The organism is Microbulbifer sp. CAU 1566, from assembly GCF_023156515.1.
Taxonomy (GTDB): domain Bacteria; phylum Pseudomonadota; class Gammaproteobacteria; order Pseudomonadales; family Cellvibrionaceae; genus Microbulbifer.
In genome coordinates this window covers 212,777-228,443 of the sequence record NZ_JALNMG010000006.1, presented here as the reverse complement: position 1 = coordinate 228,443, position 15,667 = coordinate 212,777, and the positions used below count along the sequence as shown (strand labels likewise).

11 protein-coding genes are annotated in these 15,667 nt (G+C 59.8%); 3 read left to right on the top strand and 8 right to left on the bottom strand.

What is annotated here, in order from left to right; translation table 11 throughout:
* Positions 1–33 precede the first annotated feature (33 nt).
* The 4 genes from M0G74_RS15475 to M0G74_RS15460 form a co-directional block, all read right to left on the bottom strand.
* On the bottom strand, positions 34–1,116 hold the full coding sequence (locus tag M0G74_RS15475; protein ID WP_248219329.1) for an HlyD family secretion protein: 1,083 nt from the start codon (positions 1,114–1,116) through the stop codon (positions 34–36).
* Positions 1,113–1,559, bottom strand: a complete 447-nt coding sequence (locus tag M0G74_RS15470) for a MarR family transcriptional regulator (protein ID WP_248219325.1) — start codon at positions 1,557–1,559, stop codon at positions 1,113–1,115. The genes M0G74_RS15475 and M0G74_RS15470 overlap by 4 nt, the downstream gene beginning before the upstream one ends.
* 325 nt (positions 1,560–1,884) lie before the next feature.
* Positions 1,885–3,276 carry a nucleobase:cation symporter-2 family protein gene (locus tag M0G74_RS15465; protein WP_248219324.1) on the bottom strand — a complete coding sequence of 464 codons (1,392 nt, stop codon included), beginning with the start codon at positions 3,274–3,276 and terminating at the stop codon, positions 1,885–1,887.
* Positions 3,277–3,343: 67 nt separating this feature from the next.
* On the bottom strand, positions 3,344–4,699 hold the full coding sequence (locus M0G74_RS15460; RefSeq protein WP_248219321.1) for an 8-oxoguanine deaminase: 1,356 nt from the start codon (positions 4,697–4,699) through the stop codon (positions 3,344–3,346).
* A 54-nt stretch (positions 4,700–4,753) separates the two neighbouring features.
* Here M0G74_RS15460 and M0G74_RS15455 point away from each other — a divergent pair, with 54 nt between their 5' ends.
* Complete coding sequence (locus M0G74_RS15455) at positions 4,754–4,942, top strand: hypothetical protein (RefSeq protein WP_160154594.1); 189 nt, start codon at positions 4,754–4,756, stop codon at positions 4,940–4,942.
* Between the two features lie 60 nt (positions 4,943–5,002).
* On the opposite strand, the gene M0G74_RS15450 is transcribed toward M0G74_RS15455, so the two are convergent.
* The 3 genes from M0G74_RS15450 to M0G74_RS15440 all read right to left on the bottom strand — a co-directional run bounded on the left by M0G74_RS15450 (position 5,003) and on the right by M0G74_RS15440 (position 9,435).
* Positions 5,003–6,382: a DUF1329 domain-containing protein gene (locus tag M0G74_RS15450; protein WP_248219318.1), complete on the bottom strand. Its 1,380-nt coding sequence runs from the start codon at positions 6,380–6,382 to the stop codon at positions 5,003–5,005.
* A gap of 15 nt (positions 6,383–6,397) precedes the next feature.
* A complete protein-coding gene (locus tag M0G74_RS15445; protein WP_248219314.1) occupies positions 6,398–8,254 on the bottom strand; it encodes a DUF1302 domain-containing protein in 1,857 nt (618 codons plus the stop codon).
* A gap of 143 nt (positions 8,255–8,397) precedes the next feature.
* Positions 8,398–9,435 (bottom strand): AraC family transcriptional regulator, encoded by a 1,038-nt coding sequence (locus tag M0G74_RS15440; RefSeq protein ID WP_248219311.1) that lies wholly within the window; start codon positions 9,433–9,435, stop codon positions 8,398–8,400.
* Positions 9,436–9,701: 266 nt separating this feature from the next.
* Here M0G74_RS15440 and M0G74_RS15435 point away from each other — a divergent pair, with 266 nt between their 5' ends.
* A complete protein-coding gene (locus tag M0G74_RS15435) occupies positions 9,702–10,826 on the top strand; it encodes a YCF48-related protein (protein ID WP_248219308.1) in 1,125 nt (374 codons plus the stop codon).
* A gap of 13 nt (positions 10,827–10,839) precedes the next feature.
* Positions 10,840–13,278 carry an MMPL family transporter gene (locus M0G74_RS15430; RefSeq protein ID WP_248219304.1) on the top strand — a complete coding sequence of 813 codons (2,439 nt, stop codon included), beginning with the start codon at positions 10,840–10,842 and terminating at the stop codon, positions 13,276–13,278.
* Positions 13,279–13,386: 108 nt separating this feature from the next.
* Here the strand turns inward: M0G74_RS15430 and parC are convergent, their stop codons facing one another.
* Complete coding sequence (gene parC, locus M0G74_RS15425; protein ID WP_248219301.1) at positions 13,387–15,636, bottom strand: DNA topoisomerase IV subunit A; 2,250 nt, start codon at positions 15,634–15,636, stop codon at positions 13,387–13,389.
* Positions 15,637–15,667: the final 31 nt, after the last annotated feature.

The following is a 15,667-nucleotide window of genomic DNA, read 5'->3' as shown; positions in this document are numbered from 1 at the left end:
TACACCAATCGACTCGCGGTCAGGCGCAACCGCTTAAAGTACGACACGGCTGTCATCGCCATTGGCGGCGCGGGCAGAAACCAGCTTTTTGTCTTCCGCAGTATCGATCACCACTTCCGCACTCATGCCCGCACGCAGCACTGGGACCGGGCTGTCAGCAACATGGTCCACCGGCAGCAGGCGCAGGCGCACCGGTACCCGCTGTACCACTTTCACCCAGTTGCCACTGGCATTCTGCGCTGGGATCAGCGCGAACTCGCTGCCGGCGGCGCCACTCAGGCTTTCCACCAGTGCCTGGAATTTGACGCCGGGGTAGGCATCCACGGTGATTTCCGCCTGTTGCCCCGCATGTACATGCTCCAGCTGGGTTTCCTTCAGGTTGGCTTCTATCCACATGTCATCGGTGCTGAGCAGTGTCACCACAGACATACCGGTCACTGCCAGTTCACCCACCTGTGGCGTCTGGTTGGCGATGACGCCAGACACCGGCGCCACAATGCGGGTGCGGGAGAGCTGATAACGGGCTTTTTCCAGCTGTGCCTGGGCCACCATCACATCGGCCTGCTGCTCCAGCGGCACCTGGGAATTGCCACCCAGCTCTGCACGCAGGCTGGCAAGCTGTTCCGAGCTGATGGCAATTTTCGCGCGGGCCTGATCCAGCTTCTGGCGGGACTCGTCCAGCTGGGATTCCGACAGCGCGACTTTGCCGAGCTTTTCATTGCGGTCCAGCTGGCGGCGGTAGAATTCCGCATCGGTCTGGGCCTGCTGCAACTCGGCCTCTGCCTCGGCGTAATCCGCCTGGCGGGCGTGTACCTGGTTTTTCATCTGCGCGAGATGGGCCTCGGCTTCCGCCACTGCCAGGCGGAAGTTAGTGTCGTCCAGCTGCACCAGCAGATCGCCCTTGTTCACGTGCTGGTTGGCCTTGATGGGCACCTCGGCGACGATGCCGCTGACTTCCAGCGCGAGGGACAGCTTGTCGGCTTTCACATAGGCATTGTCGGTGTGCACGCTGTTGCCACCACCCCAGATACACCAAGCCGCGATAGCGCCGGCGATTGCGATACCAAAGCCAAACGCCAGTGGGCGGGATTTTATTTTGTTCACGACCTCAGTCACTCGACCGTCTCCTCTCGGCTCAGGTTGTCACGCACCCGGCTCAGTAAATGCATCAATTGCCGCTGCTCATCCGCGCTGATACCTGCGAGCGCCTGGGCGCGGGTATGTCCGGCGAGCCCCTGCAGGATGTCCAGCACTGGGGCGGCGGCATCGGTAAGAAAAATACGGAAGCAACGCCGGTCCTGGGGATCAGGCCGGCGTTCCACCAGCCCCTCAGATTCCAACAGGTCTATCTGGCGGGTCAGGGTAATCGGGGCTACGTCCATGCGCTCAGCCAGCGCCGCCTGCTTCAGCCCCTGGTCTTTATTCAGGATCCAAAGGACCTGCCAGCGCGAGCGGGTCAGCCCATGGCTTTTGGCGCGGCGGTCGAAATTGCGTTTTAACAGGCGCGCGGCGGTATGTAACTCGAAGCCCAATTGGGCTGCGGTATCGGTTTTATTCACGGATTTTTTGCATTCCGGGTATTTTTGAGGGTGCTTATTGTAAGCATGCTTACGAATTTGGCAAGTTAGCCCCGAGTGACAAGCACCCGTAAACATCCGGTGACCGGGAATTCAGCCCCGCGGCAATGCGAGTGTCAGAGCAAGCGTCAGAGATAGGAATGGAGGAATGGAGGAATGGAGGAACGCTGAAAAGAGAATGACAAGCGGATGAAAGGAATCGAAGCGAAGAAGGCAGCCGCTACAACCGGCAACTGTTCAGGAGTGGAGATGACAATAGCGACCCGGCGCAGACATACGGCGCCGGACCGCTGATCAAGCAGAGATCCTAAAGTGATTGTGCGCTAATTTCCCCGACCGTCATTTCAGGTTCAGCCGTTTCGCCCAGCTCACGCTCGCGCCCCGGCAGCACCAGATTCAGCACTATCGCCGTAATCGCCGCGGGAATCAGCCCCGATTCAATAATCGCCTGCAGGTTTTCCGACAGGTTGATATACAGCCCCTCGTTCGCCGGCAGGCCGATGGCCACCGCCAGTGACAACCCGATCACCATCATATTGCGCTTGTTGAATTCAACCTGGCTCAGCATCTGGATACCAGCACTGCCAATCATCGCGAACATGATGATCACCGCCCCGCCCAGCACACCGCTGGGGATGCTGGTGATCAGCGCCCCCAGTTTCGGCACCAATCCCGCAATCGCCAGGAAGCCACCACCGATGGCAACCACATAGCGGCTGACGACACCGGTGAGTGCCACCATGCCCACGTTCTGGCTGAAACTGATCTGTGGATAACTGTTGAAGATCCCGGCAAACACCGTGGTGAGCCCGTCGGCCATGACGCCGCCGGACAGCTCGCGCTGGGTCGGTGCCCGGTTCAGGCCGCCGGCGGTGGTACCGACAATATCGCCAATGGACTCGGCACAGGTAACCAGCGACAGCAGCACCACCGGCACGATCGCCGCCATATGAAATTCAATCCCGATGGCAAACGGCCGCGGCAGTGAAATCCAGCTCGCCTCGGCAACCTTGTCGAAATTAACAATGCCAAAACCAATGGCCGTCACAAATCCCACCAACAGGCCCAGCAGTGGCGCGGCTTCTGACCAGATGCCGCGGCCAAACTGGTGCAGCCCCACGGTTACGAAAAACACCAGCGCCGCCAGGGAGATATGCTGCAGCGATCCAAAATCCTCGGCACCGTAACCGCCACCGATATACGCAAACCCTACCGGCATCAGCAGAATACCAAGCATGATGACAAAGGTGCCGGTCACGATGGGCGGAAACAGGGTCCGTAGCCAGGGCAAAAAGAATCCCACCAGGGCCATGGCGATACCGCCACAGAGACCGGCACCCAGTGCCGCGGGCACCCCCATCCCCACGGCGATGGGGATCAGCACCGGTACAAAGCCAAAACTGGTGCCCATAACAATGGGCAAGCGCGCACCGATGCGGCCAATTCCCAGCGACTGGATCAGGGTGGCAACACCGGCTACAAACATCGCCGCCTGTACCATAAAGGCAGTGTCTTCCGCGGATAAGCCGGCAGCGCCGGCAATCACAATCGGTACCGTGACATTGGCCACGAACATGGCCAGTACATGCTGGATACCGAGGGGCACCGCACGCGTCAGCGGCGGCATGTAGTTCACATCGCGATTTTCGGGCGCAACTGTCCCGTCGGCCACTTGCGGGCCTGTAGAGAGGCTAGACATGGGTGTTTCTCCTGATTTTTATCGTTATTCAGGTAGTTGTTCAGGTCGTTGTTCAGTTTTTTCGGATTCAGAGTGCGCGACGCAAGCGCTCGGCGGCCTGGCCGTGTCGCGCCATCAGCGCCTCCAGATCCAGGTCGACCGGCAGGCCGTCGAGGATTCGCCAGCGCCCCGCGACCATCACCCGGTCTGCGCGGCTGGCGCCGCAGAGCAGCAGCGCGGCCAGCGGATTTTCCGCACCGGAAAAACGCAGCTCATCGAGACGGAACAGCGCCAGGTCTGCCTGGCTGCCCGGCTCCAGGGTGCCGATATCCGAGCGCCCGAGGCAGCGCGCAGAACCTTCGGTAGCCCAGCGGATCACCGCCTGATGGGTTACCTCCGCAGGGCTGTAGCGCAGGCGGCCAAGTAGCAGGGCCTGGCGCATTTCCTGTAACAGGTTCGAGTGATCCGCCGATGCGGAGCCATCCACCGCCAGACCCACCGGCGCACCCGCCGCTTCCAGTTCCAGAGTCCGGCAAAGTCCGGAACCCAGTACCATGTTGGAAGAAGGACAGTGGGCGATACCGGTGCCGGCGCTCCCCAGGCGCTGGATTTCAGCGTCGTCAAAGTGGATGCCGTGTGCCAGCCAGGTACGGCCCGACAACCAGCCGCAGTCCTCCAGGTAGTCCAGTGGGCGCATGCCAAACAGACGCTGGCAGAATTCGGTTTCATCGCCGGTCTCGGCGAGGTGGGTGTGCAGTCGCACATCGCTGCTCTCAGCCAGGCGCGCACTTTCCCGCATCAATTCACGGCTTACGGAAAACGGCGAGCAGGGAGCCAGAGCCACCGTAATCTCCGCGCCTTCGCCGCGCTGGTGGTAACGATCGATCAGTCGCTGGCTGTCATCGAGAATCGTCTGTTCGTCCTGGACCACGGCTTGGGGTGGCAGGCCGCCGTCCTCCTTGCCAAGGCTCATGGAGCCGCGAGTCAGCGCCGCGCGCACCCCGAGTTTGTGCGCTGCCTCCACCTGACAATCAATGGCGTTCGCCAGGGCTCCGGAAAATATGTAGTGGTGATCTGCCGCGGTGGTACAGCCCGACATCAACAGCTCCGCCATCGCCAGCTCGCTGGCGACACTGAGTTGTTCTTCATCGAGATTGGCCCAGACGTCGTAAAGCGTCACCAGCCAGGGGAAAAGTTCTTTGTTGAGCGCCGGGGAATAGGCGCGGGTGAGAGTCTGGTAGAAATGGTGGTGGGTATTGATCAGGCCCGGTAGTAGTACGTGTTGCGAGGCATCGAACACCTCGTCTGGCGGCACACTGGGCCGGCCACCGGCAGGCACCTTTTCCACAATCCGGTTGCCGTCGATAACGACGCCGCCGCCGGCGTCATCATCACTACAGGCCAATGGATTGCGAATCCACAAAGTGGCAGTTTCTCGCTTCACAGGTCTCTCCTTCCTCGCCTTTCTCGCATCGCAGGCGCACACCGGAACCCCGGTATGCAGTTGTTTATTTTTTTGTATACATTAATGTATTCAAAATTGCCCCACTTGGGTGCGGATGTCAACCGCAAAAATATCGGGGAGAGACGTGGTAGGCGCGAAGAGGCAAAAGTTCCGCCAGGCTGCGGGGATTCGGCCGGCGCCGACGGGGATGAAACAGGCGAAGGTGTGGATAACACAGGATAAAAAAAGGCCGGCAAAGCCGGCCCAAGAGAAATTGCGAGGACACCGCAATAGAGAGATTGTTTAGCGGCCGATTCTGCGCAGCGCGGCGGAAGAGAAGTCCCGGCGGTTAACCTTGCTGCCCCACTCCATGAACTTCGGTTCCTCGTTCGCCAGTCCGGTCACCAGGTAGCGGCCGGAATCCAGGTCGTGGAATACCTCGGCGGACATCCAGGGGGTACCCACGTCGTAGAACATCACGTTGTGGCCCTCACCCAGGCGCCACAAATTGCCGCGGCCATCGTAGTGGTCCACGACCGACACGCCCCAGGTATCTTCGTCCAGGAACATGGTGCGCTTGGCGTAAATGTGGCGCTCGCCGTCTTTCAGGGTTGCCTCCACTTCCCACACCCGGTGCAGCTCATAGCGCAGGTGCTCCGGGTTCAGGTGGCCGGCCTGCACGATGTCGTCATACTTCAGTGCCGTATCCATCAGCTTGTAGTCGTTGTACGGGATGTACATTTCACGCTTGCCGATCAGTTTCCACTCGTACTTGTCCGGGGCACCGTTGTACATGTCCAGGTTGTCGGCAGTGCGCAGGCCGTCGGTGCCCTCGGCAGGACCGTCATAAGCCACGTTCGGCGCGCGGCGCACACGGCGCTGGCCGGCGTTGTAGACCCAGGCGCGACGGGCTTCTTTCACCTGGTCCACGGTTTCGTGTACCAGCAGCGCGGTACCTGTAAGACGCGCCGGTGCGGTGATCTGCTGCAGGTAGTAGAACAACACATTGTCGTCGCCCTTGTCGTCGCGACCACCGTCGAGGAATTCCGGCCACACCAGCTGGTCGGTGAATTTAACCGGCACGAAAGAGCCGTCGGCCTGCACCGGAATTGCAGTGGTGTTGCGAATCGCGGAACCGCCGCGGTAACGGGTGATGTGGTTCCACACCACTTCCAGCGCGCTCTGCGGTATCGGGAAAGGAATCACAGTATCAAAATTGGTGACACCATTGCCGCCGGAAACCAGTTCCGCATTGACGGCATTGCTCTTCACCACGTCGTACAGGGACTCAGGGTAAGCTGCAGAACGGCGGGTCTGGTATACCGGCATACGGTATTCCGGGTACTTCTTGAACATGGCCAGCTGGCCCGGGCTCAGTTTGTCTTTGTACTGATCCAGGTTGGCGTTGGTGATCTCGAACAGCGGCTTGTCTTCCGGGTAGGGGTTCACCGGGCGACCCGGGTCACTGTTGGCCTTGGCCACTTCACCGCCACTGATCAGGCCGCCATTCCAGGCGGGAATGGTACCTTCCGCATTGCCCGCTTTTACTGCACCCAGGGGTGTCAGGGAATCACCCAGCTTGGCAGCGTCCTGTTCGGAAACCTTGGCAAACGCGCTACCCGCTACCAGCGACATAAGCAGCATGGCTGCCACAGTCATTTTTTTCTGCATGGTCTTATTCATGTCCGCTACCTCTTATTAGTAGGAGAGTTTGAAGCTCAGGGATACGAAATCCTTGTCTTCCAGAATGTTGTGGTTGCCACCGTCGAACGCGGTGTAACCGAGGGTCGCGCTGTACTTCAGCTTGTACACGGCTTCCACTGCCAGGCCGAGGGACTTGGCACCCTCGTTAAACTGCTGACCGGGCTCCGCGGAGTAACCGTCCACGTCGTGGGACCAGGCCAGTGTCGGATTCAGGGAAATACCGGCAAATACATTCGGGTATTCCAGTGCCGCACGCGCGCGATAACCCCAGGCGGAGTCGGTGACATAACCGTCGGCGCGACAGTCGCCGTCGATCTGCCCCATGGCCACCAGGTTGGAGCAATTCACACCGTTACCCAGATCGAAATCGCCAATACCAAACACGGTGTTGCGGCCGTAGCGCTGGTCGGAATCTTCCACCCCGTCCAGCATGGACACACCCACTTCACCGATCAGGGCCAGGCGTGAAGCGCCGAGTACGCGCTCGAAGAACTTGATCGCGGTAACCTGCAGTTGGGTCTGGTCGAAGGTGTCAAATCCGGCAACAGCCTCTCCATAACCGACCGCGTTCACTCGGTTGGAAAAGGTGAATATCGGACTCTCTGTCAGTGCGCCGTAAAGAACATCGGTGCCGTTGATCTGCACCGGGGTGTCGGGCTTGTAGGACAACTCACCGGACAGGGCGATGCCGGACACATTGGTGGCAAAACTCAGGCCGTATACTTTCAGGTCTTCGGGAAAGCTCACCTGATATCCGGGGTTCAGCGCCGACAACTGGCCACCGGTAGGATCCAGAGATTCGGGAACAAAAATCAGCGGGTTTCCAAGCTGGTCGGTCGCGCCCGTTGCTGGCACAGAAGAGCGAATCGCGCTGACGTAAGGCATGCGCGAGTGAATATTCATGAAGTAAACACCGAACTCGGTATCGTTCAGCGCAGCTGCATAGTAGCGCGCGGCAAGACCGTACTGACCGCCATCTTCCGGTTCGATATCTGTCAGACGCTGCGCATAAAAGCCCTGCTCCACCGCGGCCTGATCTGCAAGCTGAATGGTTACGCGATCACAGCCGTCCGCCGCATAGTCCGCGGAAGAAAAGTAGGTGCCGCAACCGTCGATCTGGGTTTTCTCCCACTCGTACTGGTAAAAGCCTTCGATGCTCAGGTTTTCGGTAACACCGGCGTTGAAGTAGCCCATCCCCACCGGCAACAGGCCTTCTTTCAATTCCGCACCCGGGCGTCGGAATGCGCTCACATCTACCGGGTTGATGGCATTGATACCGCCCTGGATAAAGGTACTCTCACCCCAGCTCAACACCTGGCGCCCGAGGCGCAGGCTGACGGGCATCTCGGCAATTTCCGTATCCAGGTAGGTGTAGGCATCCAGCACCGAGAGACCGGAGAATTTGGCAAATTCGGAAAAGCCTTCGTCGGAAAGCGGCGCATTGGCTGCGTAATTATTCGAGTTGGTACCGTGAGCACGGTTTTCACCTTCCAGCTCTTTGTCGTACCAGTACTTGACCCGCAGGAACATTCCGAAGTTGTCTTTCGACAACTCGATGTCGTGCACGCCCTTGATAATTTTTGAAAAAGTCTCGCCTTTTTCAAAGTTCAGATTGCCGTCATCGGTGGTGCTGGTGAAGCCGGTTCCGCCGTTGAGGTAACCGATAAAGTAAGGGTCCGCGTCGCCAAGACGCCAGCTTGCGCCAACGTCCAGTTGCGAGTTCACCCGCAGTGAAATGTCATCGTCTGCACCGAAATAGAACTCGGCGGCCTGTGCGGGTACTACGGCAGCGCTGATGGCCGCAGCGAGCAAAACTCGATTGAAACCAGAAAAATTTATTCTTATAGGCATTGGTGTTCTCCCATTCATGCATGGGAAAACTTAAAACGAGAGCCGCCAAGGGTCGATCCCGTTCAATGTGCGTTACGTGCCAGTTGTTTATCCGTACATGCCGCACAGGGACAGTGATGCCAGTGATCGTAAAAAGCACCGGCTTAATTAAGGTGATGCACCACCTGGTTTTCCCGGTAGTCACCGGGTGTCAGCCCGGTCCAGCGCTTGAATGCTCGATTGAAATTGGTGACCGAAGAAAAGCCCACCAGGTAACCGATTTCGCCCAGGGACAGGTTGGCCTGCCCCATGTATTTGACCGCCAGCTTCCTGCGGGTTTGCTCAAGGATTTCCTTATAGCTGGTGCCCTGCTCACTCAACCGGCGCTGCAAGTTGCGCAGGCTCATACCCAGACCCTCAGCCACTTCGGTCTGTGCCGGCGCACTGCCCGGCAGATAGTCGTAGATCTTGCAGCGAATCAGATTCACCAGATCACTCTTGTCCACCCGGGCCAGGTACTCATCCAGCATCGCCTCGTGGCTGCGGGCGAGAAAACTGTTGTGGGTCAGCAGCTTGCGCTTGGCATGCTCTTGCCGGAAAACCACCGCGTTATAGCTGTGGCCATAGTGGATTTCGCAACCGAAGAATTCCTGTAAAGGATCCACCGCTTGCCTCGGCTGCTCGGCCTCCAGATAAACACACAGCGGCGTGAGATCACTGCTTACCAGGTCCCGCGCGAACTTGACCAGCGAGGCAATAAAGACTTCCGCCTCGCGCATGCCCAGCCCCGGCACTACACGCTGTTCAAGGCGCACCGGGCGAATACCGAATTCAAAACCGCCGGTCACTTCTTGCAGGCGCACATTGCACAGGCTGGAAACGATACGCCGGTAACGCACGATGTAATCGAGGCTCTCGCACAGGCTCGGCGCTGACATCATGGCGTAGCCCAGTACGTGCAACATGCTGGGGTGGAAGTTTTCTGCCATCAGCACCCGCATATCCCGCCCGGGGGCTCGGGTGCTGGCATAGTTCAGCAGCTCCACCAATTTGGTGAGAGTCACCCTGGATTCCAGATCCCCGAGTTCCTCCCAGTCAATTTCGCAGGCCGCCAGCGCCTCCTGCACATCGACATCACAAGCCTGCATGGCCCTGACCATCAAGATCAGCCAACCGCTCATCACCGCGTGTTCAATATTCACTTTTTTATCCTGACTTTTATGACAGTGAACATAATTGGACGATAGTCTATCAACACTCAAATCAGGATGCCGTAACAATCTGGCCTGTTGCGCAGGAATCAGTGACTCATGACCACCGAAAATTCACAGCGACGTCGAGAGATAACTTGTCGCGGGCGCGAAAGACCCTGCGGGCTCGGATAATGATTTGGCGCGAATGACATATCGAGTCGCGAAAGGGCTACCAGATAATCGGGCGAACGAATAATAAACACGCAAAGCGACTTATGAGACTTTCAAGACTTTCTTTCCCCCAGCTTCTGCTGTCGGCAATGATCGCTGCCCAGCCCCTGGCCGCCAGCGCCAAGGTCGAGCTGCTGCAAACACCGGCGCTGCAGAGCAGCCGCGCCGCCCAAGGCGTCATCACTAATCTTTACCCGCTGGACGCCGGCTACCTGCTGACCGGTGAGCGCGGCCTATTGCTGCAGTGGCAGTCCGATGGCCAGTGGCAGCAGCTGGATTCTCCCGTGAGCGTAGGCCTCACCTCGGTCGCAACACTCGCCGGCGGCAGTGCCGTGGCGGTGGGCCACGACGCAGCCATCCTGCACCGTTCCCGGGATGGTGACTGGCAGAAGGTGTTTGACGGCTACGACCTCACCCGCCTGCAGATCGCCGCACTGGAGTCGCGCCGCGACCAGCTGCAGCAACAGATCGACAACCCGGAGGAAGATGCCGATATCGACGAGCTGGGGTACCAACTGGAAGAACTCGAATTCGCCCTCGAAGACACCCAGGCCGAACTGGAAAGCGGCCCCAACAAGCCGCTGCTCGATGTCGTTGCCGCCAGCGACCAGCGGCTCTTCGCCACCGGCGCCTACGGCACCCTGCTGCGCAGCGATAACGGCGGTGAAAGCTGGCAGCTCGCCAGCGCCGGCCTCGACAACCCCGACCGCTTTCACCTCAACGCCATCACCCGCGGTGCCGATGGCAGCCTGTATATCGTCGGTGAGAGCGGCACGGGCTTTGCCTCCCGTGATGGCGGCGACAGCTGGGAAGCCATGGAGCTGCCCTACGACGGCAGCCTGTTTGGCATCGTCAGCCAGGCGGGCTCCCGCAACCTGGTGGCCTTCGGCCTGCAAGGGCATGTGCTGATCTCCCGCGACGATGGCAACAGCTGGCAGCACCACCAGCTGGATGCCGGTGCCAGCCTCCTCGGCGGCACCATCGATGACCGCGGCCGCGTGGTACTGGTTGGCCACGGCGGCCTGGTCGCCAGCTTCTCCATCGCGCAGCCCGACGACATCACCGTGCGCAAACACCCCTCCGGTGCGGCATTCTCCGCAGTGGCAGTAGAGGGCGAGCAATTGATTCTGGCGGGCCAGTTCGGCGTCACCGCCTGGCACATGAACTGAGGTAGCGGCAAGCATGAGCAATACAATTTCGAACCGACAAGCTGCTGCACCGGCCTCCGGGGTACAGGCATTTTTCGAATCTCTGGTGTTCGGACAGCGCGCGCTGGCGCTGTCGGTCCTGTCCCTGTTACTGGTATTCCTCAGCTGGCAGGGCCTGCAGGTGCGCCCCGAAGCCAGCTTTACCAAAATGATTCCCGGCAACCACGAGTTCATCAACAACTACATGGATTACCGCCAGGAACTCGCGGATCTCGGCAACGTGGTGCGCATCGTGGTGGAGAGCAAGCAAGGCGACATCTTCACCCCTGAATTCCAGGAAGTGCTGAAGCAGGTCACCGACGAGGTGTTCTATGTCCCCGGAGTGAACCGCGACGGGATGAAGTCCCTGTGGACACCCAACGTACGTTGGCAGGAAGTCACCGAAGAGGGGTTTGTCGGCGGCGCGGTGATTCCGAATGGTTACGACGGCAGCGAGGCCATGCTCGCGCACCTGAAGGCCAACGTGTTCAAATCCGGCCAGGTTGGCGTGCTGGTAGGCAACGACTTCCGCTCCGCGATCGTGCTGGCGCCGCTGCAGGACGTGAATCCGGTAACCGGACTGCCGCTGGATTACCGTGAGCTGTCGGATTTCCTCGAGCAGAATGTGCGCGACAAATACAGCAGCGACCAGGCCCAGATTCGCATTGTCGGCTTTGCCAAGGTGATCGGTGACCTGATCGACGGTGCGGTGCAGGTAGTGCTGTTCTTCGTGCTCGCGGTGCTCATCACTTTCGCCCTGCTGTGGCTCTACTCCCGCTGCTTGCGCAGCACCTTCGCGGTGCTCGCCTGCTCCATCTTTGCGGTGTTTTGCCAGCTGGGTGTACTCAACCTGCTGGGCTACGGCATCAATCCCTACTCCATGCTGGTGCCCTTCCTGGTATTCGCCATCGGCGTCAGCCACGGGGTGCAAATCATCAGCGCGGTGGTGCACAACACGGTGCAGGGTGCCGACAGACTGACCGCGGCCAAGCTCGCATTTCGCTCCCTGTACCTGGCCGGCATCACCGCGCTGGTGAGCGACGCCATCGGCTTTACCACCCTGATGGTGATCGACATCGGCGTCATCCGCGAGCTGGCCATCGCCGCCAGTATCGGCGTGGCAGTGATCATCGTCACCAATCTGGTGGCGCTGCCGATCATCGCAAGCTTCGTAGGTGTCTCCGAATCCGGCGTGGCTTACGCACGTGCGCGCCAGCACCAGCCCTCACTGGTGGAGCGCCTGTTCGCCCGCTTCGCGCGCCCGCGCCAGGCCAAGGCGGTGCTGGCCATTGCCCTGATCCTGTGCGGTGCCGGCGCCTACTACGCGCAGTTCATGAAGATCGGCGACCTCGACGCCGGTGCCCCGGAACTGCGTCCGGACTCTCGCTACAACCGTGACAACGCCTACCTGGTGGAAAACTACAGCACCAGCACCGACGTGTTCGTGGTGATGGCGAAAACCGAAGCCGAGCAGTGCGTGGCCTACAGCAACCTGGTGTGGATGGATCAGCTGTCAGCCCACCTCAGCAATGTGCCCGGTGTGCAGAAGGTTGCCTCGGTGGCGGATGTCTCCAAGTTCGGCAACTTCGGCATGAACGAGGGCTCGCTGAAATGGTACGGCCTCAACCGCAACCAGTTCATCACCAACGCCTCGGTCGCCAAGGCGCCGGAGGGACTGATCAATTCCGAGTGCACCATGGCGCCGGTGCTGGTGTTCCTCAACGATCACAAAGCGGAAACCCTGGATCGCGTGGTCGCCGCGATGCGCGCTTTCAATGCCGAGCGTACGCCGGACTCGGTGGAATTCCTGCTGGCCGCTGGCAACGCCGGTATTGAGGCCGCGACCAATGACGTGATCGAAAAGGCACAGACGGAAATGCTGATCTGGGTCTACGGCGTGGTCATCGCCCTGTGCCTGCTCACCTTCCGCTCGCCGCGCATTGTGCTCGCGGTGGTGCTGCCGCTGATGCTGACCTCCCTGCTGGGTCAGGCGCTGATGACGCTGATGGGTATCGGTGTGAAGGTCGCCACCCTGCCGGTGATCGCCCTCGGTGTGGGTATCGGCGTGGACTACGGCATCTACATTTTCAGCAAGGTGCGCGAAGCCCTGGCACAAGGCAAAAACCTGGTGGAGTCCTACACCTACACCCTGCACCAGACCGGCAAGGCGGTGGCCTTTACCGGTGTCACCCTCGGCATTGGTGTCGCCACCTGGGTCTTCTCACCGATCAAGTTCCAGGCCGATATGGGCCTGCTGCTGACCTTCATGTTCCTGTGGAATATGCTCGGCGCGCTGATCCTGGTACCGGCCATTGCCTGGCTGCTGCGGATCGACAATATGGCTGCGAAACCAGTAACTGCACCGGCAGCGACACCTGAGTCAAAAACTCAAGTGGCCTCCGAGAAAGCGAAACGGGAAGTAGAGCCGGCCTGAATCCAAAGGCGATAAACAAGTGAAAAATAAACGGTAAATAAAAAGGGCAGCCATTTGGCTGCCCTTTTCCGACTGCGGTGAAGCTTACTCGGTGTCACTGCCGGGAGTTTATTTTTCCTGTACTTCCACTTTATCCACCTTCTGGAAACCACGCGGCAGTTTGTTACCGCGGCGGCCCCGCTCGCCCTGATAATGCTCCAGCTCGGACACTTTGATCTTGGTGTGGCGCTTGCCGGCGTGGACCAGCAATACATCGTTGCCTTCCAGCACCGCAATGCCCACCACAAATTCTTCCCGGCTGGCGGCGCGGGCGGACGGGATATTGATGATCTTGTTGCCCTTGCCTTTGGACAGCTGCGGCAGTTCCGTTACCGGGAACACCAGCATGCGGCCCTCGCTGGTAACCGCGGCGAGCAGTGCAGACTCGGGATTTTCGATTTCCTGCGGCGGCAGTACCCGCGCGTTTTTCGGCAGGCTCAGCATCGCCTTACCGGCCTTGTTGCGGGACTGCAGGTCGGCGTAAGTGGCGATAAAGCCGTAACCGGCATCGCTGGCCAGCAGCACTTTCTGGTCGTCGTTGCCCATCAGCAGCCCCTCGAAAGTGGCGCCGGAGGGTGGGTTGATACGGCCGGATAGTGGCTCGCCCTGGCCCCGCGCGGAAGGCAGTGTGTGCGAGGCAATGGCGTAACTGCGCCCGGTGCTGTCGAGCAGCAACGCCGGCTGATTGCTCTTGCCGCGGGCGGCGTACTTGAAGCCGTCGCCGGCTTTGTAACTGAGGGACGTGGGATCGATATCGTGGCCCTTGGCCTGGCGAATCCAGCCCTTGTCAGACAGCACCACGGTGATCGGATCTGAGGTGAGCAGCTCGGTTTCGCTGAAGGCTCTGGCCTCTTCCCGTGCGACGATGGGCGAGCGACGCTCATCACCGAACTCGTCGGCGGCCGCCAGCAGTTCTTTCTTGATCAGGGTCTTGAGGCGACGCTCACTTTCCAGGGTTTTGGTCAGGGTATCGCGCTCTTTTTCCAGCTCTGCCTGCTCGCCACGGATCTTCACTTCCTCAAGGCGCGCCAACTGACGCAACTTGGTGTCGAGCACATATTCCGCCTGCACATCGGAAAGCCCGAAGCGCTCCATCAACGCCGCCTTGGGCTCGTCGTGGGTGCGGATGATCTCGATCACTTCATCGATGTTGAGGAAGGCAATCAACAAACCATCCAACAGGTGCAGGCGCCTCTCAACCTTGTCGAGACGGAACTGCAGGCGGCGTCTTGTAGTGACGGTGCGGAAGCTCAGCCATTCGGACAGGATCTTGTCCAGGGACTTCACCTGCGGGCGGCCGTCGACGCCGATCATGTTCATGTTGACCCGGTAGCTTTTTTCCAGGTCGGTAGTAGCGAACAGGTGATTCATCACCTGCTCCAGGTCCACCCGATTGGTCTTGGGCACGATCACCAGGCGCGTCGGGTTTTCATGATCCGACTCATCCCGCAGGTCGCTGACCATGGGCAGCTTTTTCGCCTGCATCTGTGCGGCAATCTGCTCCAGTACCTTGGAGCCGCTGGCCTGGTAGGGCAGCGCTGTGATGACGATATCGCCATCTTCCTTGGTCCACACCGCGCGCATTTTGACCGAGCCTTTGCCGGTCTCGTACAGCTTGTGCAGGTCGCTGCGCGGGGTAATGATTTCTGCCTCGGTGGGCATATCCGGGCCCTGGATGTACTCGCACAGCTCGCTGACCGTAGCCTTGGGGTTCTCCAGTAGATGCACCGTAGCATCCACCACCTCGCGCAGGTTGTGCGGCGGAATATCGGTGGCCATACCCACGGCAATACCGGTGGTGCCGTTCAGCAGGATATTGGGTACCCGCGCCGGCAGAACCGCCGGTTCGTCCATGGTGCCGTCGAAGTTCGGCTGCCAGTCGACAGTGCCCTGCCCCAGCTCGGACAGCAGTACCTCGGAGTATTTGCCCATGCGGGATTCGGTGTAACGCATGGCCGCGAAGGACTTGGGATCGTCCGGGGAACCCCAGTTGCCTTGGCCATCCACCAGCGGGTAGCGGTAGCTGAACGGCTGCGCCATCAGCACCATCGCCTCGTACACAGCGCTGTCGCCGTGCGGGTGGTATTTCCCGATCACGTCGCCCACGGTGCGCGCGGACTTCTTGTATTTGGCGGTGTTCTTCAGCCCCAGCTCGCTCATGGCGTAGACAATACGGCGCTGAACGGGCTTAAGGCCGTCGCCGATATTGGGCAGGGCGCGGTCGAGGATCACGTACATGGAGTAGTCCAGGTACGCCTTCTCGGTATATTCCGCCAAATGCTGGCGTTCGGATGCTTCGTAGACTGAGGGCTCGGTCATACTGCGAGAGTCTCGTTATTTTGTTCGGTGT